This is a genomic window from Amycolatopsis benzoatilytica AK 16/65, assembly GCF_000383915.1.
Taxonomy (GTDB): Bacteria; Actinomycetota; Actinomycetes; order Mycobacteriales; family Pseudonocardiaceae; genus Amycolatopsis; species Amycolatopsis benzoatilytica.
Window position 1 is genome coordinate 4,371,495 of the sequence record NZ_KB912942.1, and the last position, 17,267, is coordinate 4,388,761.

A 17,267-nucleotide genomic window follows, 5' to 3' on the forward strand; every position below is an offset into this window, starting at 1 on the left:
TAGCCCGCGGCCGACGAACACGCGGGAGGACCCTCATGAGCTTCGACACCCACGCGGGACATCGCGGAAGCCGCCTGTCCTCCGGACCGGTCATGCGGTGGCTGGACAACCGGATGACCAGCCGGGTGGTCCGCAAGGCGTTCAGCACGTTCTTTTCCTTCGACGCGCTCGTCCTGACCACCGTAGGCGCCAAGAGCGGGATCGAGCGGAAGACGGTGGTCTGCTGGTTTCCCGGCAAGGACGACAGCTACCTGATTGTCGCGGCAGCGGGCGGCACGGCCGGGAATCCGGCGTGGTACTACAACGTTGCCGCGCACCCGGACCGGGTCGAGATCGAGATCGACGGCACCACGATCCCGGTCACCGCCGAGCAACTCCACGGAGCCGAACGTGCGGACGCGTGGCGGCAGATCACCGCCGCCGCGCACCGGTTCGCCCGCTTCCAGCAGCACACCGACCGCGAACTTCCCGTCCTCCGCCTGACCCGCCGAAGCGGGCCGCGTCCGGAGCCGAGCGACACCGCCGGCTAGGCACTGTGGGTCCTTCGCCTCTAGCTGGCCGTTGCCGGCGGCGGGACGGTGAGACTTTGCCGGCCAGCGATTCAGGGAGATGAGCAGCGTGAAGCGCACTATTCATGTCGAGGCTCCGGTGCAGACAGTGTTCGACCGCCTGAAGGACCCGAGGTACGTCCCGGACGGGACGACGATGCACTTCGAGGTCACCGACGTCAAAGAGACCGATCAGGGCGTAGGCACCTCCTACAACTGGGTTTCCAAGACGCCGGTCGTGCAATGGGAGGGCTTCGACGTGTACACCGAGTTCGTCCCCAACCAGCGGATCACCGACCGGTCGTCGTCGTCCATGGCCGGCGACATCACGATGTCCTTCGAGGCAGAAGGCTCCGGGACGAAGCTGACGATGGAGTCCCATTCGCGTTCGCTGTGGCGGTTCCCGCCTTTGCGGCAGCTGGCCGACCTGGCCAAGGGAATGACCGCCGACAAGTTCCTGGCCGCGGTAAAGGCCGAGGTCGAGCCCTCGGCGCCAGCAGAAACCAGCAAAAAACGCTGAGTGGTCTCCAGCGTCCCGTCCGCGGCCGGCGCGGCATCAGCCCTTCCGCAGCGCCCGCGCCGTCCCGACCCGCTGTGTTTCGCCCGCACCCGCGGAGGTCTGGGCGGCCCACGGAACCCGGAGGCATCGTCGTCGGGTCCGGGGCCGTCCCCGCGACTGTCGCCGGTCGGCGGTAGCGTCCCCCGCCCGTCTCCGCCACGCTGGGCGGCGAGAACGGGGACAGGAGGCCGCGATGAAGGTGGTCATCGCCGGAGCCGGGATCGGCGGGCTGACCGCGGCCCTGCGGCTGCACCGCGAAGGCATCGCCTGCACGGTGTACGAGCAGAGCGCGCGGATCGGCGAACTCGGCGTCGGGATCAACGCGTTGCCGCACGCGGTCAAGGAACTCGCGGCGCTCGGTCTCCTCGACGCGCTGGACGAGGTCGGGATCCGCACCCGCGAGCTGTTCTACACGCACCGGCTCGGGCAGGTGATCCTGCGCAAACCGTGCGGGCTGGACGCCGGGTTCACGCTCCCCCAGTTCTGCCTGCACCGCGGCAAACTGCAGAACGTGCTGCTGCGGGCGGTCCAGTCCCGGCTCGGTCCCGACGCGGTGCGGACCGGCCACCTGCTGACCGGGTTCGAACAGGACGCGAGAGGCGTGCGAGCTCGCTTCGCGGAGCGGGCCGGCGGCACCGAGGTCACCGCCGACGCCGACGCGCTGGTGGCGGCGGACGGCATCCACTCGACCGCGCGGTCCCTGCTCTTCCCTGGAGAGGGGCCTCCCCGCTGGAACGGGGTCCTGATGTGGCGCGGTGCCACCGACTGGCCCGAATTCGGCGGCGGCCGTTCCATGATCGTCGCCGGCGGCACCGCGGCCAAGCTGGTGGTCTATCCGATCGGGCCGGGACGCGCCGCGGGCACCCGGCTCACGAACTGGGCGATCTGCATCCGCACCGGCCGGCCAGGCGCCCCGCCGCCGGACCGGCAGGACTGGGCGAAGCCCGCGGACCGGGCGGAGCTGGCCCGGCACGTCGGACGGTTCCGGTCGGCGGCGGTCGACCACGCCGGGCTGGTCGAAGCCACCGAGGAGATCTTCGAGTTCCCGATGTGCGACCGGGACCCGCTGCCGGCGTGGTCCCACGGGCGCGTGACGCTGCTGGGCGACGCCGCCCATCCGATGTACCCGATGGGCTCCAACGGCGCCGGCCAAGCGATTCTCGACGCGACCAGCCTCGCCGAGTGCCTGGTACGGCATTCCGGTCCGGTCGAGGCGTTGCGGGCGTATGAAACCGAACGGCTGGCTGCCACCAGCGAGATCGTGCTCCGCAACCGCAGAGGCGGACCGGAAAACGTCATCGACGAAGTCGAACGCCTTGCCCCGGAAGGCTTTTCCCGCCTCGAAGACGTGATCGACGCGGCCGCTCTCGACGCGATCGTCGCCGGTTACGCGCAGGCTTCCGGAGCGTCCCAGCGGCAGGTGAACGGCCCCGGCCGGTAACCGTTCAGGCCCCTTCCACCGACCCCGGCGGCAGGAAATCGACGTCGTGCAGTGCCGACAGCCGGACCACCTCGGCCGGGTCCTCCAGGTTGTGCAGCTTGTCGAACAGCGCGGCGAGCTTCCCGGCGGGGCTCACCCAGAACAGCGCCCGGGTCAGGTCCTCGCTGCGGTTGTAATAGGCGTGCGGGAGGCCCTTCGGCATCCGCACGGTGTCGCCGGGACCGGCGGTTTCCCACTGGCCGTCGAGGTAGACGGTGAACACGCCCTCCAGGATGTAGATGTGCTCGTCCTGCGTCGGATGGACGTGCGGCGGCACGCCGGTGCCGGGCGGGTCGAGAGTCTCGAACGCGAAGCTCGACTCACTGGCCGCCTTCATCGAGTACGTGTGTCCGAGCACGTTCCACACCTTGTTCCGCATGCCCTCTCGGGCCGGCGTGATCCCCTTCGGCAGGGGACCGAGCACGATTTCCTCGCCGGTCATCACACCTCCTGGCCTCGTGTCGTCCTCCGCCGAGGACTCTGCGCCATCCCGCCGCCGGTGTACAGCCGCCAGTCCGGCGCATCTCGGTCAGCCGCCGGCCGGAACGAGGAAAACCCACACCGGCCCGCTGGCGAGCGGCAGGGCCTGACCGGTGCTCGTGGCGAAGGCGGTCGGCGCGGCGAGTGCCGGGCGGGACCAGGTCGCCGGGTACGACCGGCCGTCGCGGAACACTACCGCCGAGCCGGCGCCCACCGTGTGCGCGACGGGCGCGCGGGCGCCGGTCGCGTCCTCGGCGAACGGTTCGTAGGTGATGCCGACTTTTTGCTCGATCACGGTGGCGGCGCGCAGCTGGCCGGCCTCGGTGGAGAGGAACGGGGTGCCGTCCATCGAGATCAGCCAGGAGCCGCTGGACCAGCTGAGCGCATAAGACGCGCTGGAGTAGCCGATGGTCGTGCCGGTGCTCGGCTCTCCTCCGGCCGGCGCGGGGCCGAACGCCAGCACGGCCGGCGGGGCCGGTCCGCGGCCGGCCGGCAGGCTGGCGGTGCGCACGTACAGATTGTGCGGGGCCGGGTGCCCCGGCTGCCGGAAGTAAGCGCCGGGCACATCCGATTGGGCTGCGTTGACCAGCGACGCGCCGCGCAGCGCGGGCAAAATCTGCGGTGCCGCACCGGAGTAGGCGAAGGCCAGCCGGCCGTACTGGGCGAGCACGGCGATGTCGGTCTCCCGGGCGCTGCGCACCGGCCCGACCACGTCCGGGATCTTCGCCGAGAACACCGCGATGATCCGGGTCAGGCCGCCCTCCACCGGCGCGACGTAGACGACGTCCGCACTGCCCAGCCCGGTCGCCGGCCGGGCCGCGGCCACGTTGTCGATCTTCACCGCGAGCACCTGGGCTTGCCCTGCGGGTGGGCTGGCCGGGCTGGCCGGGCTCTCGCCGGGGGAAGGGTTCGAACCGCGGCAACCCGCCGCCAGGAGGGCCGCCGCGAGCAGCGCCGGGCCGATCCGCCGGAGACGCATGTCGACCACCACCACTGTGCGCTGGCGTTCCCGGCAGTTTATCGCGCGGCGCACCGGAAAAGCGAGGGCCGGGCAGCCGAGGCACGGTGCTTCCGCTGGTCTGGACGGCAGGACCGGTCCGGCGGTGCTCCCGGTCTCGAAGTCCGTGAAGGGCCCGTTGCCGGAATCTGATTCCGGCAACGGGCCCTTCACGGACAATCGGGAGGGAGCCGTCGCTCAGGCCCCGACGCCGGGCCGGTTCGCGTTCCGGCCGAAGGCCGCCCGGTAGTCGCGCGGCCGGTGCCCGGCGAGCCGGGCGAACACAGCACCGAACGTTCCGGGATCCAGGTAGCCGACCTCGGCCGCGATGCTCGCGATCGTCCGATCGGTGGTTTCCAGCAGGTGCTTCGCCTTGCGCACTCGCGCCGCCTGCAGGTATTCCAGCGGAGTCTGGCCGGACTGCTCGCGGAACCGCCGCAGCAGCGTCCGGGTGCTGACGTGGAACGCCGCCGACAGCTGCCCCAGGTCGTAGCGTTCGCCCATGGTCCGGTCCAGGCGGCGCTTCACGCTCTGGGCGAAGTCCGATCCGGCGGCGGGCAGCAATGCCGCGTCGACGTACGGGGTTTGACTCGGCCGCGCGTCGTCGACGAGCGCGACACGGGCGGTGGCGCGGGCGACCCGGCTGCCGCTGTGTTCCCGGATGAGGTCGAGCGCGAAGTCGTACATCGCGCTGAACGCGCCGGTCGTGGTGATTCCGCGGTCGGTCGCGACCAGCTTCTCCGGCCGGACGGTCGTACCGGGACACCGGCGCGCCAGCTTGCCGGCGAACAGCCACGCGGTCGTCGACTCCCTCCCGTCCAGGAGCCCGGCCTCAGCGAGCAGGAACGCGCCGACGCAGATCGACACCACCGCGCTGCCCGATCGCGCGGCCGCCGAGATGGCCTCGATCTCCGGCCGGAGCCCGGCGAGCTCCGCGTCGAGATCCAGTCCGGGGCGCAGCTCGAAACCCGGCACCACCAGCACGTCCACCGGCCGGACCGGGGCGACGGCGATCGGCACGCCGCCCGAGCCGGTCACCCGCCGCCTCGGCGACAGGACCGACACGTCGTAGCAGGACTCGCCGGCGAGATGCCCGGCCATCGTGAGGAGATCGGGGACGCCGTAGACCTCCGACGCGAAACAGCCCGGATAGGCGAGCACCCCGACGCGAAGAGCCATGCTGGCGAGATTACCTGGATATCTGGCGATCTCGCCGCTGGCCGCCGGCCGCTCCCGCGGCGACGATGCGGGCATGGCGATCACCGAGCCGCAGCCTGGCGGCGTCCTCGCGGACTTCTCGAAGCGACTGGTCGAGGTCGACGGAGTCGGCAAAACCGTGTACACCGGCGGTTCCGGACCGGCCGTCGTGCTGATGCCGGAGATGCCCGGCATCAGTCCCGACGTCGTCCGCTTCGCGCGGTGGATCCGCGACGCGGGATTCACCGTCTACCTGCCGTCGCTCTTCGGCGTGGACGGGGCGTTCCCGACCGTGGCCGACGGGGAGCAGGTCGTCCGCCGCGCCTGCGTCAGCGCCGAGTTCCGGGCCTTCGCGGGCAGCGGCACCAGCCCGGTTGTCTCGTGGCTGCGCGGGCTGGCCAGGACGGCGCTGCGCGAATGCGGCGGGCCGGGCGTCGGCGCGATCGGGCTTTGTTTCACCGGCAACTTCGCCCTGTCGATGGCGCTCGAACCAGCGGTCCTCGCGCCCGTCGTGAACCACCCGTCGCTGCCGCTGGACGATCCCGGCGGCCTGGAGATCAGCGACGAGGACGCCGCCGCGGTCCGGGAGCGGATCGACCGCGACGGGCTGAAAGTGCTCAGCTATCGCTTCGACAACGACCGCTGGTGCACCGGTCAGCGTTTCGCCGCCTACCAAGCCCTCCTCGGCGACGCGTTCGACGGGCGCGTCCTCCCCGGTGAGAGCGCCAACCCCGAACCGCCGCCGTTCTTCCGCGACGTCGTCGGCACGCCGCACAGCGTCGTCACCGCGCACCTCGTGGACCGCGAAGGCCACCCCACTCTGCGCGCGCGGGACGAGATCCTCGCTTTCCTCGCTGAAAGACTCTCTCCCCCAACCACAACCGGCTGACGGGCCCGGTGCCGCGCCTCGACAGAGCCGTCTTCCGGGAGTTAACTGACCCGGTTGCCAGACTGCGGGCAAAGAGGACAGTGGTGCGATGTCGGAGCCAGTCGATTTCGAGGCGGTCTTCCTGGCCGGGCCGTCGGCCACCGCGGTGCTGTCTCGCGAATTCGTCATCCTCGCGGTCAACCACGCCTACGAAGCCGTGTCCGGCCATTCCCGGGAGGACCTGATCGGACGGAACGTTTTCCAGGCGTTCCCGGACGATCCGCGGGATCCGGGTGGCGCCCGGGCGTTGCGCGCTTCCCTTGATCGGGTGCTGGCCACCCGGCAGCGGCACGCCATGGCACTGCAGCGGTACGACGTCGCGGTCCCGGACCGCCCGGGGGTGGTGGAGCAGCGCTACTGGAGTCCGGTCAACGCGCCGGTGCTCGACGCCGACGGCTCGGTCCGGTTCGTCGTGCACCGGGTCGAGGAGGTGACGGATTTCCTGCACGAGCTGTCGGCGACCGCTCCCGAAGCGGCGACCGGGGAAGTGCAGGCGATGCAGGCCGAGGTCTTCGCACGAAGCCGTGAACTGCAGCAAGCCAACCAGCAGTTGTCCGCCGCGGCGGACATCACCACCGCATTGCTGGCGGACATCCCGCCAGCCGAGGTCCTGGAACTGATCGCGTCACGGGCACGCGAGATCGCGCAGGTCGACCAGGCGCTCCTGCTGGCCCCCGACGACGACGGCGAGCAACTGATCGTCGCGGCCGCGGCGGGGGCGAAGTCGCAGGCGTACCGGGCCGTGCGGCTGCCGCTGGACGAAAGCACCGCCGCGCGTTCGCTGGCCGTACGGGTCTACCGGACCGGCCGGTCCGCGGTCGACGAGAACGCCGCGCAGGCAGGCCGCGAGGCCGGGCTGAGCCCGGACGTCGCGGTCGGCTCCGCGCTCGGCGTGCCGCTGGGATCGCCCGGTGCCGTGCGCGGCGTCCTCTCCGTGGTGAACGAACCCGGGCATCCGGTCGTCGCCGGACGGGTGGTGCGGTCACTGGAGCTGTTCGCCGCGCAGGCAGCCATCGCGCTGGAGCTGGCCGAGCGGAAGTCGGACGCGGAGCGATTGTCCTTGCTCGACGACCGGGAGCGGATCGCCCAGGAGCTCAACACGTCGGTCGTCGCGCGGCTGTCGGGCATCGGCCTGGATCTCTCCGCGGCGCTGAGAATCATCCAGCGCCCCGATGCCGCGCACCGCGTCCGGGACGCGGTGCGCACACTGGACGACGTCATCCGGCGGCTGAATTCCGCCGTCTTCGCCTCCCGGCCCGAGCACGGCCGGGAACAACGCCTGCACCGGCGCATCTACGACCTGGTCGACGCCGCCGCCGCGAGCCTCGGAGTCGCGACCACGACCCGGGTGGACAGCCGGCTCGACACCGCGCTCGACAGGCCTGCCGCCGGAGCGCTGATCGAAGTGCTCGACACGGCGTTGTCCGAAGTCGCCCACCGCCCGACCGCCCGCCACGTCCTCGTGATCGCCGAACTGCACACCGCGCCGACCCGCGTCTACGTGCGGGTCGAAGACGACGGAACCCCCGCGGCGCCTGCCGTCCACAGCACCCGATCGGGCGGAGACTTCGCGACCGCCGCCCGCGCGGGCGGCGGCACGACGGTCACCTGGCAACTGCCGATCGAGAAAACGGACCTCGCGGGCTTCGCCGGCTGACCAGCGGGGCCACCGATCCGGGTCGGGCGCCGCGGCGGTGAAGTCGGCTAGCTCGGCGGTCGGCGGCGCGGACTCCCCCGCCGCGGCGCCGACGGCCTTCCGCTGCGAACCGCTGTCGGCTGCCTCCAACGAGGCCGGGCCGTTTTCCGCTGTCGCCGTCCGTTCTCCCCCTTTGAAGTCCGAAGTAGACAGTGAGGACCTTCGTCCTCGAGCGGAGGGAGTTCGGCTCTGCTCCCGGCACCGCCCGCGGACGGACGCTGGACCGGTGCCCGCCGGCCGGCGGGCGACCGCACGAGACGAATGAGGCATTGGTGACTTCGACACTGGACCGCTCGACCACCGAGCCGCGGCGAACGCTCACCCTGAGCCGGGCGGCTGAGTCCGGTGTGTGAATACTGCGGATGCCAGGCGCTGGCCGCGGTCGAGGAGCTGACCCGCGAACACGACGAAGCCGTCGCGCTGATCAGCCGCGTCCGCGGCGCGCACGCCCGCGGCGACGGCGCGGAAATGGCCGTTCTGGCCAACCGGATCGCCCAGCTGCTCCGCCCGCACACGACAGTCGAGGAAGAGGGCCTCTTCCCGGCATTGGCAGACGAGTTCCCGGACCACATCGCAGATCTGGCCACGCAGCACCGGCACATCGAGAGCGTTCTCGGCGAGGCCGCGCACGGAACCCCTGCCGACCCGGAGTGGCCCGCGCGTCTGATGGCCGCGCTGCACCTGTTGCGCGAGCACATCCTCGCCGAGCAGGACGGCGTCTTCCCCGCCGCGCTGAGCCGTCTCGAACCGGCGCAGTGGGAAGCCGTCGAGCGCGTGCGCCAGCGAGCCGGCACCGGGTTGTCCGAACAAGTCCGCTGACTGCCCCGGCCGCCGCGCCCGAGAGTCAGGAACTCCGGTCCATCGAACCCCAATCGGCTGTCTCTCGCCGAACCAGCCGACGAGCCTCCAGCATCACCTCGTCAGCGATCCAGGCCAGCGGCTGAGCGTCGACCACGAGCGGCTCGTTGTCCGGGCCGCGCGCGATTTCGCGGCCCCGCAGCAGCCAAGCGCGCACTCCGGGGCCGCCGCGTTCGCGCAGGTGCTCGTAGTCGTGCAGCCGCCGCGCCAGCCACAGGCGCAGCGGCCGGTCGCGCCACCACGGCTGCCGGGCGAGCGAGTTCGCCGACAGTCCGGGCAGCGCGATCCCGGTGAGCCCGTCCCGGCTTTGCTCGCCGGAGCGCAAGTCCACGCCCGGGCCGCGCGACCACCGCACGTACAAATCCTGCTCGCCTGCCCGCCGGAACGCGGAAACCAGCCCGTCGAGGCAGCCGAGGACGGGCAACGAGCTGTCCGGGTTCGCCATGCTCGCCGGATTACCCTGGTGCGCCGCGAACAATCGGCGGGAAGCAGAACTCGTTGCCGGCCGGGTCGCTTCAGCGGCCCACGACCCGGACGGTGCGCAGCAGCGGATCCACTGGGTCGGGCAGGAACATGCCCGCGGCGACCCCGCTGCGCAGATAGTCCAGAACCGGCTGGGTCAGCACCTCCCCCGGCAGCACCGCCGGCACGCCCGGCGGGTACGGGCTGATCGTTTCGGCTGCGATCCGGCCCGCCGCGGCCGTCGCCGGAATCTGTTCGGCGGGGCCGAAGAACGCGTCGCGCGGCAGCATCGCCTGCTCTGGTTCGAGGTCCTCGGGCGCGGGCAGTTCGACCGCGGGGCAGCGGGGCAGCTCGTCGGCGTGCTCGCACAGCGCACGCAGCGCGTCGACCAGCCGGGCGGCGGTGCCCTCGTCGTCGCCGACGGTCAGTTGCGCGGCGATCCGGCGATGATCCGACAGCCCCACGTCAACGCGGTGGTGTTCGCGCAGCCAGTGGTTTGCCGTGTAGCCGGAACACCCCAGCCCGGACACGTCGATCAGCAGTTTCAGCGGATCCCGGTCGTCCGCCCGTCCCGGGCCGACCAGATCGGTCTCGCCCAGCACCTGAATGCCCGCGAGCGCGGCCAGGCGTTCGCGCGTCGACTCGGCGAGGCGGAGCACGTCGTCGAGCAAGCTGTCGCCGTGCTCGACCATCTGCCGGCGCCAGCCGTCCAGCCCGGCGTAGATCAGCGACGACGGGCTGGTCGTGTCGAGCAGGTCGGCGCGCATCGCGAGCACGTCGGCGTCCACCAGATCGCCGCGCAGGTGATACACCGAGCCCTGCTCCAGGCCGGCCCCCATCTTGTGCACGCTCGTCACGCACAGATCGGCGCCCGCGTCCATCGCCCAGGCCGGCAGCTCCGGATGGAACGGGAAGTGCGCACCCCATGCTTCGTCGACGATCAGCGGCACGCCTTGGTCGTGGCAACGCCGCGCGACGCCCCGGATGTCCGCGCAGGAACCGTAATCGGTCGGCGTGATCAGCAGCATCCCTTGCGCGTCCGGATGTTTCGCCAGTGCCGCGGCGGCTTCCGCGGCGCCCGGAGGATGGGCGAAGGCGCGGTCCCGGTCCCAGCGCGGCGGCACCCACACCGGGCGGATGCCGCTCAGGATGAGCCCGGCCACCACCGACTTGTGCGCATTGCGCGAGAGCAGCAGTTCTTCGCCGGGGCCGGCGACGGAAAGCATCGCCGATTTGACCGAAAGCGAACTGCCGCACGTCGAGAAGAACGCGCGGTCCGCGTGCACCGCGTCCGCCATCAGATCTTCGGCCGAGGAGAGGACGCCCCGGTTGAGCGCCCGGTCGTCCAGGCCGTTCATCAGGATGATGTCCGAGGCGAACACGTCGGATCCGACGACCTGCACCAGCCGAGGGTCGGCGCCTCGGCCTTGTTTGTGCCCGGGCGGCAGGAACGGCAGGTGGCCGTCCGCGCGGAACCGCTGGATCGCCTCGAGTACCGGAGCACGGGAATGATCAGCCACGGCCTCCGGTTTTCCCGCGGCGGCGCGGCCTCAAACCATCCGCCCCCGTTTGTGCGCCCCGAACAGCGAGGCGTTTACCGGACTCGCGACCGGGTATGCGGAGTGCCAGTACAAGGAGGCCAGCAATGCCGTCGCGCCCGCAGAGCACTGCAGCACCATCGAAGCGCGACTCGGGAAAGCCCGAGCCGCGCGGAAAACCGGACTCCCCAGCGCCGCCGCCGGATGCCGGAGAAGCGCAGACCCCGGCGGCGCTGGCGGGTACGAAACGCGTGCTGTGGTGGGGCGGGCTGGCGGCACTGGCCACGGTCGGGATCCTCGAATGGCCCGTCGCCGCCGCGGTGGGCGCGGGCAGTTATGTCGCCGAAAAGCTGGCCGCCGCTGACGCGCGCGCCGACCGGGCAGCTGAGAACTAGCCGGAGGAAACCATGTCTGCCAACACTCGCCGGCCCGCGCATCGGGGACAAGGCGCCGCGGCCCGAGCCACCGGCAAGAACTCGGTCCGAGTGGCGTTGCCTCTGGTCGGGACGATTTCCCTGCCGCCGCCTCAGCAGCTTGCCTACCTTGGCGGTATCGCCGCGCTGACCGCGCTGCAGGTGCTCGAGTGGCCGGTCAGCATGACGCTGGCGGCCGGTCACCTAGTGGCGACCGCAAGCAACAACAAAGTGGTGCAGGACTTCGGCGAAGCGCTCGAGGACGCTTGACGCCCCGGTCGCATCAGCGAGGTCGCGGCAAGCAACAGCATCCGGTCGAGTCCGCTCGCACCGCAGGCACCGGCCGCCGCGCTCAGCACCGGCTCGGCATACCGCTGCAGCAGGCTCAGCAGCGGCCGGAGGTCCACTTGGTACTCGCGGCGCTTTTCCACGCCTTCAGCGTCCGGCCGATGCCAGCGAGGGTCAAGGAAACCGTGAATGAACGATGTCCGCGCAAGGAGTGGCGAAACTGTTTCCCGGGAATGGCGAACGATTGAACGACACTCGGCCTTCGGTGATCTCGCTCGCGGCCCGGCTGCCGCTCGCGGGGTTCGGCCTGGCCATGACCGCACCCACGCGGATGGCACGAAGTGCCGGCAAAGTCCTGGACGTAGCCGCTGAAGCAGCTTCTCTCGGCGCGGACGCGCTGACTGCCGGTGCAGGCGCCGGGCTCGGCGCCGCGGCGAGCGCCGCGCGTGTTCTGCGCAAGGCGGTTCGCAGCGGCGCGGAGGACCTCGGAGCCGGCTGGCGCAACGGCCGCGCGCTCCACCTCCGCCTTCGTCCGGCCGAGCCAGGCGACAAAAGCCGCTTCGATCAGCTCGTGCACAAGGTGATCCGGGAGGCGCTGGCTCATCCCGACGTGGTCGCCGCATACTGGGACGCCGGTTTGTCACGCATGGTCGTGACGATGGCCGAGGGCGCGGCCGGCGACCGGATCGTGGCGGCAGTCTCGGCACGCGCGGAGCGACACGGGCTTTCCCTTGCGCCGCAAGACGACACGGCCACCCATCCCGGCGACCTCCGCGCGGTAAAGACCCAGGCCGCCGCGCTCGCGATCAGCGGTGCCGGGCTGGCGACGGCAGTGCTCAGCGCACCTCTTCGACTGCGCCGCCCGCCGCAAGCGGTGCTGGCGGCGCTGACCGCGGTGCGGGAACACCCGCTCGCGCGGGACTTCCTGCGGGCGCACCTGGGCAGGTCGACCGCCGAGCTGGCGGTGGCGACCGCCAACGCCGCGCTGCACGGTTTCGGGAATTCGCCGGCCGACCTCGCCCTCGACGCGGTGCTGCGCACTGGACAGCTGGCGGACGCGGTCGCACAGGTCGTCGCTTTCGAGCGGACCTGCGATCGCCTGTGCACTCCCGGCCGCGAGAGCCCGGCGGCACGGCCCGCACGCCGGCCCGCTCCGGGGGATCCGGTCACCGACTACGCCAAGACGGCTTTGACCGGCGGACTGCTCGGCGCCGCCGGCACCGCGCTGTTCAGCCGGGGTGCCGGGCAGGCCAGCTCGGCGGTGCTGGCGAGTTCCCCCAAACCCGCTCGGTATGCCTGGACCGCCTACGCCTCCGGGCTCGGCCTCTCCCTGGCGCGCGAACGGGTGCTGGTCCGCTCTCCGGACCGGCTCCGGCTCCTTCCCGCGGCGAATACCTTGGTGGTGCACGGAAACGCGCTCCGCGGCGAGCGACGCACGGTGGTCGAGGCGCATCCCTCCGACGACGAGTGGGAGGAAGGCAGGCTCTGGCAGGCCGCGGTCCGGTCGCTGGACGGCGCGGACAGTCCGGTCCGGCTGCGTCCGGTGCCCGACAACCCGGCCGGCACGACCGGTCTGATGATTGCCTCGGCCGGGGGCGCCGAGGTGGGAACGGTTCTCGTCGGCTATGCGCCGGACCCGCTGGCGGAGAGCGTGCTGGACGCGGCCGGGCGAGCCGGTCTGCGGATCGTGGTGGTCCAGGAGGACGTCCCCGGCGTCGATGCCGCCCTCGCCGACGAGGTCGCCACCGGGCAGGCGATGGCCGATGTGGTGACCGCCTGCCAGGAGGACGGCAACGTCGTGGTGACCGTGGCCCGCGTCCCGGCGAGCTCGGACGAGGACGCGCGAGACGAAGTGCTGACCGGGCTGCTGCGCGGCGACCTCTCGGTGGCGGTGGCGAACGACTGCGACGCCGTGGTGTGGGCCGCGGACCTGTTGTCGGTCAACGGACTGGCGGGAGTGTGGCGGTTGGTGCACGCCGTCGGCGGCGCGCGCACCGCCGGAGACCGCGCGACGACTTGCGCGGAGGCCGCCGCCGCCCTGTCCGGCCTGGTGGTCGCCACCGGCGGGCAACGGCAGTGGCGACGCCTGCTTTCGCCGCTGGCGCGGTTGAGCCCGGTCAATCTCGCCACCGCGGTGGCACTGGCCGCCGGGTGGCAAGCGGTCGCCGCGATGGCGGCGGAACCGGTGCCGCCGCCGCGTCCGAGAGTCGCCTGGCACGCCCTGCCGCCAGACGAAGTGCGGCGTCAGCTGAGTGCGTCGCCGCAACGAGACCAAGCGCGCCGCAACGGCTTGCCCCAGCGCGCCCAGCGCCTGGCCTCGGCGGCCGGGCAGCTGCCCGGGAGTGCGCCGCTGAGGACCGGGATGCGCCTGGCCGGCGCGATGCGAACAGAGCTGGGCGATCCGCTGACGCCCGTCCTCGCGGTCGGCGCCGCCGCGTCGGCGATTCTCGGCTCCGCGGTGGACGCGCTGCTGGTGCTGGCCGCGATGGGGATCAACGCCTTGGTCGGCGGGGTGCAGGGGCTTCGGGCCGAGCAGGCGCTGGCCGGTCTGACGGCGACGCAGGCTCCTCGCGCCCGCCGGGTACCGGAGCGGGACGAAGCACCGGAAGTGGTGGACGCCGCCGGGCTGGCCCCTGGCGACCTCGTGGACCTCCAGGTGGGCGACGTCGTGCCGGCTGATGCCCGGCTGCTGTGCCTGACCGGCCTCGAAGTCGACGAATCCGTGCTGACCGGCGAATCCCTGCCGGTGGCGAAACGTGTCGCGGCGACGCCGGCGGCGGACCTCGCGGACCGACTCTGCATGGTTTTCGAAGGCACCACAGTGGTCGCCGGTTCGGCCCGCGCGATCGTCGCGGACACCGGCGACCGCACCGAGGCGGGCCGCGCGGTCGCTTTGGCGTCCCGCACCGCGCCGGCGGCCGGCGTCCAGGCGCGGCTGCGGGAACTGACTCGCAAAGCGCTGCCGCTGACCCTGGCCGGCGGTGCCGCGGTCACCGGGTTGTCGTTACTGCGCGGGCGGACGGTGCGGGAGGCGATCAGCGGCGGCGTCGCGGTGGCGGTCGCCGCGGTACCGGAAGGACTGCCGTTGGTCGCCACGGTCGCGCAGACGGCCGCGGCCCGCCGGCTCAGCCGCCGCGGGGTGCTGGTCCGATCCGCCCGCACGCTGGAAGCGCTGGGCCGCATCGACACCGTGTGCTTCGACAAGACCGGCACGCTGACCCGGAACGAACTGCGGGTGATCGAGGTCGCGACGGCGAACGGCGAAACCCATCCGGTCCGGCGAGCGAACCGGTCCGCCGCCGCGGCCGAGACGTTGCGGGCCGGTGCCCGGGCCTGCCCGGCCGAAGAAGACAACGGCCGGACCGGGCACGCGCACGCGACCGACGCCGCGGTGCTCGCCGCGGCCCCGCCCGACCCGGAGTGGCGGCAAGTCGCCAGCCTCCCGTTCGAAGCCAGCCGCGGCTATGCGGCCGCGGCCGGTCTCGACGGCGAAACCGGGCTGCTGGAAGTCAAGGGAGCACTGGAAGTCGTGCTCCCGTGCTGCCCGAAGCTCCCCGCCGGAATTCCCGCACTGGCCGAATCGCTGACCGGCACCGGCCTGCGGGTGCTCGCCGTCGCCCGCCGCCGCGTGTCTCCGGAACGGCTGCCGGAAGCCGCCGACGAGCCGCTCGGCGACCTCGAATTCGTCGGCCTGCTCGCGCTGGCGGACAGCCCGCGCCCGCACGCCTCGGAGATGGTGTCCGGGCTGCGCGAGGCCGGCGTGACGCCGGTCGTGCTGACCGGCGACCATCCGCGCACCGCGCTGGCGATCGCGACCGAACTGGGCTGGCCGGACGACACCACCGTGGTCACCGGACAGGAACTGGCCGCGCTGGACCGGGCCGGCCGCGCGAATCTCCTGCGCGGGGCCGGGATCGTGGCGCGGGTGGCCCCGGAGCAGAAGCTGCAGGTGGTCGAAGCCCTGCGCGCCGCGGGCCGAGTCGTAGCGATGGTCGGCGACGGCGCGAACGACGCCGCCGCGATCCGGGCCGCCGACGCGGGCATCGCGCTGGCCGCCCGCGGCTCGGCCGCCGCGCGCAACGCCGCGGACATCGTGCTGACCGACGGCGATCTGCGCGTGCTGGTCGACGCCGTCGACGAAGGGCGAGCGCTCTGGCGCAGCGTCGCCGACGCGATCAGCATCCTGATCGGCGGCAACGCCGGCGAGGTCGGCTTCACCGTGCTGGGCACGCTGCTGTCCGGGACTTCTCCGCTGTCCACCCGGCAACTGCTGCTCGTCAACCTGCTCACCGACATGTTCCCGGCAATGGCGATCGCGGTGACTCCCAGCGCCGAGGAGGGAAACGCCGCCGGCACTGGTTCCCTCGGCAGCGCGCTGACCCGGCAGATCCGCAACCGGGGCATCGTCACCGGGCTGGGAGCGACCACTTCCTGGCTCGCCGGCGCTCTGACCCCGGGCTCCGCGCGGCGCACGAGCACGATGTCGCTGTGCGGGCTGGTCGGCGCCCAGCTGGTGCAGACGCTCGTCGGGCGCTCGCACAGCCCGCTGGTGCTCGCGACCGGCCTCGGCTCGGCGGCGGCGTTGTTCGCGGTCGTGCAAACCCCAGGGGTCAGCCACTTCTTCGGGTGCACGCCGCTGGGCCCGGTGGCGTGGGCGGGAGTCGGCGGCGCGATCGCGGTGGCCGCGGTGACGCCGCCGCTGCTGCCCGCGCTGGAGCGCGTCGCGGGCCGGTTCACGGATCGGCTGCCGGCCGTGCGCCTGACCCGGTGAGGCCGGGTCAGCTGGCGCGGCGGTACCGGATGTGCGTGGCCAGCGGCGAAGGCAACACCTCGACCGGTTCGAAGCCGAACGTGTCGAGCCCGTCGAATATCCGCTCGCCGGAGCCGAGCAGGACCGGCGCGATGTCGAGCGTCAGCTCGTCGATCACCCCGGCGGCCAGTGCCTGCCGGACGGTCGAGGCGCCGCCGGCGATGTCCACGCCCTTGTCTCCGGCGACCTCGCACGCCGCCGAGTAGGCCGCGTCGAAGCCCTCGGTGACGAAGTGGAATGTCGTGCCGCCTTCCATCTCGATCGGGGCGTGCCGGTGATGGGTCAGCACGAACACCGGCGCGTGATACGGCGGTTCGGCGCCCCACCAGCCCGACCAGTCCTCGTCCCATTCTCCGCGGATCGGCCCGAACATGTTCCGTCCCATCACATACGCGCCGCGCGGCCGCATCAGCCAGCCGATCGCGGCCGTGTCCTCCTCGGTCGCCCGGGGATCGCCCAGATGCCAGGCGTGCAGCTCCAGTCCCCGCTTTCCGAGCGGGTTCTCCCGGCTTTGCTCCGGCCCGGCGACGAAGCCGTCCAGCGAGACCGACATGTGGCAGGTGGTGTCCGGCATCGCGAACCTCCCAAGTGATTGCGAATTGCAAGCAGTAAGCCGGACGTTAGCAGCCCGAGGGCACTGGCACCAGCCCTGTCGCCGCCCTTCGCGCGGCTCTCTCGCGCCCTCGCGCACCTACCGAGCGCCCGCTCGCGCGCGCCCGGCCCGGAGGTCCGTGAAGGGCCCCTTGAGGGACTTAGATTCCGGCAAGGGGCCCTTCACAGACAGCGCTACCCCTCCGCGCGAAGGATCATCGCTCGTCCTCACTGGGGGCAGGTGGACGGCGAGGAAGCCGGCTTGATCCGCGGCCGCCTTCTCTACTACCGGCGGGTGGCAGACCGGGAAGTGATCCGCATCGTAGTGGTTGAGCACCGCGTTCGGCGCGTCCTGCGCGGCCCGCTCGGCGATCGCCGGACCGAGCTGGCGGGGTCGCTCGGCACCGGGTGATTCGTTCGCG

At 72.1% G+C, this 17,267-nt stretch carries 16 protein-coding genes; 10 read left to right on the forward strand and 6 right to left on the reverse strand.

Annotated features, from left to right (window positions below; genetic code table 11):
• Positions 1-35: 35 nt before the first annotated feature.
• From AMYBE_RS0120095 to AMYBE_RS0120105, 3 genes are all read left to right on the forward strand, one after another.
• The gene (locus AMYBE_RS0120095; RefSeq protein WP_020661187.1) at positions 36-530 is read left to right on the forward strand and encodes a nitroreductase/quinone reductase family protein; all 495 of its coding nucleotides are present in this window, start codon (positions 36-38) and stop codon (positions 528-530) included.
• A gap of 88 nt (positions 531-618) precedes the next feature.
• Positions 619-1,068, forward strand: a complete 450-nt coding sequence (locus AMYBE_RS0120100; protein ID WP_169515255.1) for an SRPBCC family protein — start codon at positions 619-621, stop codon at positions 1,066-1,068.
• A 232-nt stretch (positions 1,069-1,300) separates the two neighbouring features.
• On the forward strand, positions 1,301-2,548 hold the full coding sequence (locus AMYBE_RS0120105; RefSeq protein WP_020661189.1) for a flavin-dependent oxidoreductase: 1,248 nt from the start codon (positions 1,301-1,303) through the stop codon (positions 2,546-2,548).
• Between the two features lie 4 nt (positions 2,549-2,552).
• On the opposite strand, the gene AMYBE_RS0120110 is transcribed toward AMYBE_RS0120105, so the two are convergent.
• From AMYBE_RS0120110 to AMYBE_RS0120120, 3 genes are all read right to left on the reverse strand, one after another.
• Positions 2,553-3,029 carry a cupin domain-containing protein gene (locus AMYBE_RS0120110; RefSeq protein ID WP_020661190.1) on the reverse strand — a complete coding sequence of 159 codons (477 nt, stop codon included), beginning with the start codon at positions 3,027-3,029 and terminating at the stop codon, positions 2,553-2,555.
• Between the two features lie 87 nt (positions 3,030-3,116).
• Positions 3,117-4,046, reverse strand: a complete 930-nt coding sequence (locus tag AMYBE_RS0120115) for a DUF3048 domain-containing protein (RefSeq protein WP_245573224.1) — start codon at positions 4,044-4,046, stop codon at positions 3,117-3,119.
• A 216-nt stretch (positions 4,047-4,262) separates the two neighbouring features.
• On the reverse strand, positions 4,263-5,243 hold the full coding sequence (locus tag AMYBE_RS0120120; RefSeq protein WP_020661192.1) for a GlxA family transcriptional regulator: 981 nt from the start codon (positions 5,241-5,243) through the stop codon (positions 4,263-4,265).
• Here AMYBE_RS0120120 and AMYBE_RS0120125 point away from each other — a divergent pair.
• The 3 genes from AMYBE_RS0120125 (at position 5,242) to AMYBE_RS0120135 (ending at position 8,704) form a co-directional block, all read left to right on the forward strand.
• Positions 5,242-6,150 carry a dienelactone hydrolase family protein gene (locus AMYBE_RS0120125; RefSeq protein WP_245573225.1) on the forward strand — a complete coding sequence of 303 codons (909 nt, stop codon included), beginning with the start codon at positions 5,242-5,244 and terminating at the stop codon, positions 6,148-6,150. The genes AMYBE_RS0120120 and AMYBE_RS0120125 overlap by 2 nt on opposite strands.
• An 88-nt stretch (positions 6,151-6,238) precedes the next feature.
• A complete protein-coding gene (locus AMYBE_RS42025) occupies positions 6,239-7,846 on the forward strand; it encodes a PAS domain-containing protein (protein ID WP_020661194.1) in 1,608 nt (535 codons plus the stop codon).
• 384 nt (positions 7,847-8,230) lie between these two features.
• Positions 8,231-8,704 (forward strand): hemerythrin domain-containing protein, encoded by a 474-nt coding sequence (locus tag AMYBE_RS0120135; RefSeq protein WP_020661195.1) that lies wholly within the window; start codon positions 8,231-8,233, stop codon positions 8,702-8,704.
• A 25-nt stretch (positions 8,705-8,729) separates the two neighbouring features.
• On the opposite strand, the gene AMYBE_RS0120140 is transcribed toward AMYBE_RS0120135, so the two are convergent.
• Positions 8,730-9,188 carry a DUF6098 family protein gene (locus AMYBE_RS0120140; RefSeq protein ID WP_020661196.1) on the reverse strand — a complete coding sequence of 153 codons (459 nt, stop codon included), beginning with the start codon at positions 9,186-9,188 and terminating at the stop codon, positions 8,730-8,732.
• Positions 9,189-9,258: 70 nt separating this feature from the next.
• On the reverse strand, positions 9,259-10,725 hold the full coding sequence (locus AMYBE_RS0120145) for an aminotransferase class I/II-fold pyridoxal phosphate-dependent enzyme (RefSeq protein WP_020661197.1): 1,467 nt from the start codon (positions 10,723-10,725) through the stop codon (positions 9,259-9,261).
• Positions 10,726-10,850: 125 nt separating this feature from the next.
• On the opposite strand from AMYBE_RS0120145, the gene AMYBE_RS42030 reads away from it, so the two are divergent.
• The 3 genes from AMYBE_RS42030 to AMYBE_RS0120160 all read left to right on the forward strand — a co-directional run bounded on the left by AMYBE_RS42030 (position 10,851) and on the right by AMYBE_RS0120160 (position 16,215).
• Positions 10,851-11,138, forward strand: coding sequence for a hypothetical protein (locus AMYBE_RS42030; RefSeq protein ID WP_020661198.1), 288 nt, complete (start codon positions 10,851-10,853; stop codon positions 11,136-11,138).
• Between the two features lie 12 nt (positions 11,139-11,150).
• On the forward strand, positions 11,151-11,426 hold the full coding sequence (locus tag AMYBE_RS0120155) for a hypothetical protein (protein WP_020661199.1): 276 nt from the start codon (positions 11,151-11,153) through the stop codon (positions 11,424-11,426).
• Between the two features lie 214 nt (positions 11,427-11,640).
• Positions 11,641-16,215, forward strand: coding sequence for a cation-translocating P-type ATPase (locus tag AMYBE_RS0120160; protein ID WP_084470086.1), 4,575 nt, complete (start codon positions 11,641-11,643; stop codon positions 16,213-16,215).
• Positions 16,216-16,222: 7 nt separating this feature from the next.
• On the opposite strand, the gene AMYBE_RS0120165 is transcribed toward AMYBE_RS0120160, so the two are convergent.
• Positions 16,223-16,828: a dihydrofolate reductase family protein gene (locus AMYBE_RS0120165; protein ID WP_020661201.1), complete on the reverse strand. Its 606-nt coding sequence runs from the start codon at positions 16,826-16,828 to the stop codon at positions 16,223-16,225.
• Positions 16,829-17,086: 258 nt separating this feature from the next.
• On the opposite strand from AMYBE_RS0120165, the gene AMYBE_RS44980 reads away from it, so the two are divergent.
• The gene (locus AMYBE_RS44980; protein WP_020661202.1) at positions 17,087-17,257 is read left to right on the forward strand and encodes a hypothetical protein; all 171 of its coding nucleotides are present in this window, start codon (positions 17,087-17,089) and stop codon (positions 17,255-17,257) included.
• The last annotated feature ends 10 nt before the right edge of the window (positions 17,258-17,267 follow it).

Bases quoted from the DNA above. Each gene is read 5' to 3' on its own strand.
- AMYBE_RS0120095 (WP_020661187.1), top strand. From the start codon at position 36: ATGAGCTTCGACACCCACGCGGGACATCGCGGAAGCCGCCTGTCCTCC.
- AMYBE_RS0120105 (WP_020661189.1), top strand. From the start codon at position 1,301: ATGAAGGTGGTCATCGCCGGAGCCGGGATCGGCGGGCTGACCGCGGCC.
- AMYBE_RS0120110 (WP_020661190.1), bottom strand. From the start codon at position 3,029: ATGACCGGCGAGGAAATCGTGCTCGGTCCCCTGCCGAAGGGGATCACG.
- AMYBE_RS0120115 (WP_245573224.1), bottom strand. From the start codon at position 4,046: ATGCGTCTCCGGCGGATCGGCCCGGCGCTGCTCGCGGCGGCCCTCCTG.
- AMYBE_RS0120125 (WP_245573225.1), top strand. From the start codon at position 5,242: ATGCTGGCGAGATTACCTGGATATCTGGCGATCTCGCCGCTGGCCGCC.
- AMYBE_RS0120120 (WP_020661192.1), bottom strand. From the start codon at position 5,243: ATGGCTCTTCGCGTCGGGGTGCTCGCCTATCCGGGCTGTTTCGCGTCG.
- AMYBE_RS42025 (WP_020661194.1), top strand. From the start codon at position 6,239: ATGTCGGAGCCAGTCGATTTCGAGGCGGTCTTCCTGGCCGGGCCGTCG.
- AMYBE_RS0120140 (WP_020661196.1), bottom strand. From the start codon at position 9,188: ATGGCGAACCCGGACAGCTCGTTGCCCGTCCTCGGCTGCCTCGACGGG.
- AMYBE_RS42030 (WP_020661198.1), top strand. From the start codon at position 10,851: ATGCCGTCGCGCCCGCAGAGCACTGCAGCACCATCGAAGCGCGACTCG.
- AMYBE_RS0120155 (WP_020661199.1), top strand. From the start codon at position 11,151: ATGTCTGCCAACACTCGCCGGCCCGCGCATCGGGGACAAGGCGCCGCG.
- AMYBE_RS0120160 (WP_084470086.1), top strand. From the start codon at position 11,641: ATGTCCGCGCAAGGAGTGGCGAAACTGTTTCCCGGGAATGGCGAACGA.
- AMYBE_RS0120165 (WP_020661201.1), bottom strand. From the start codon at position 16,828: ATGCCGGACACCACCTGCCACATGTCGGTCTCGCTGGACGGCTTCGTC.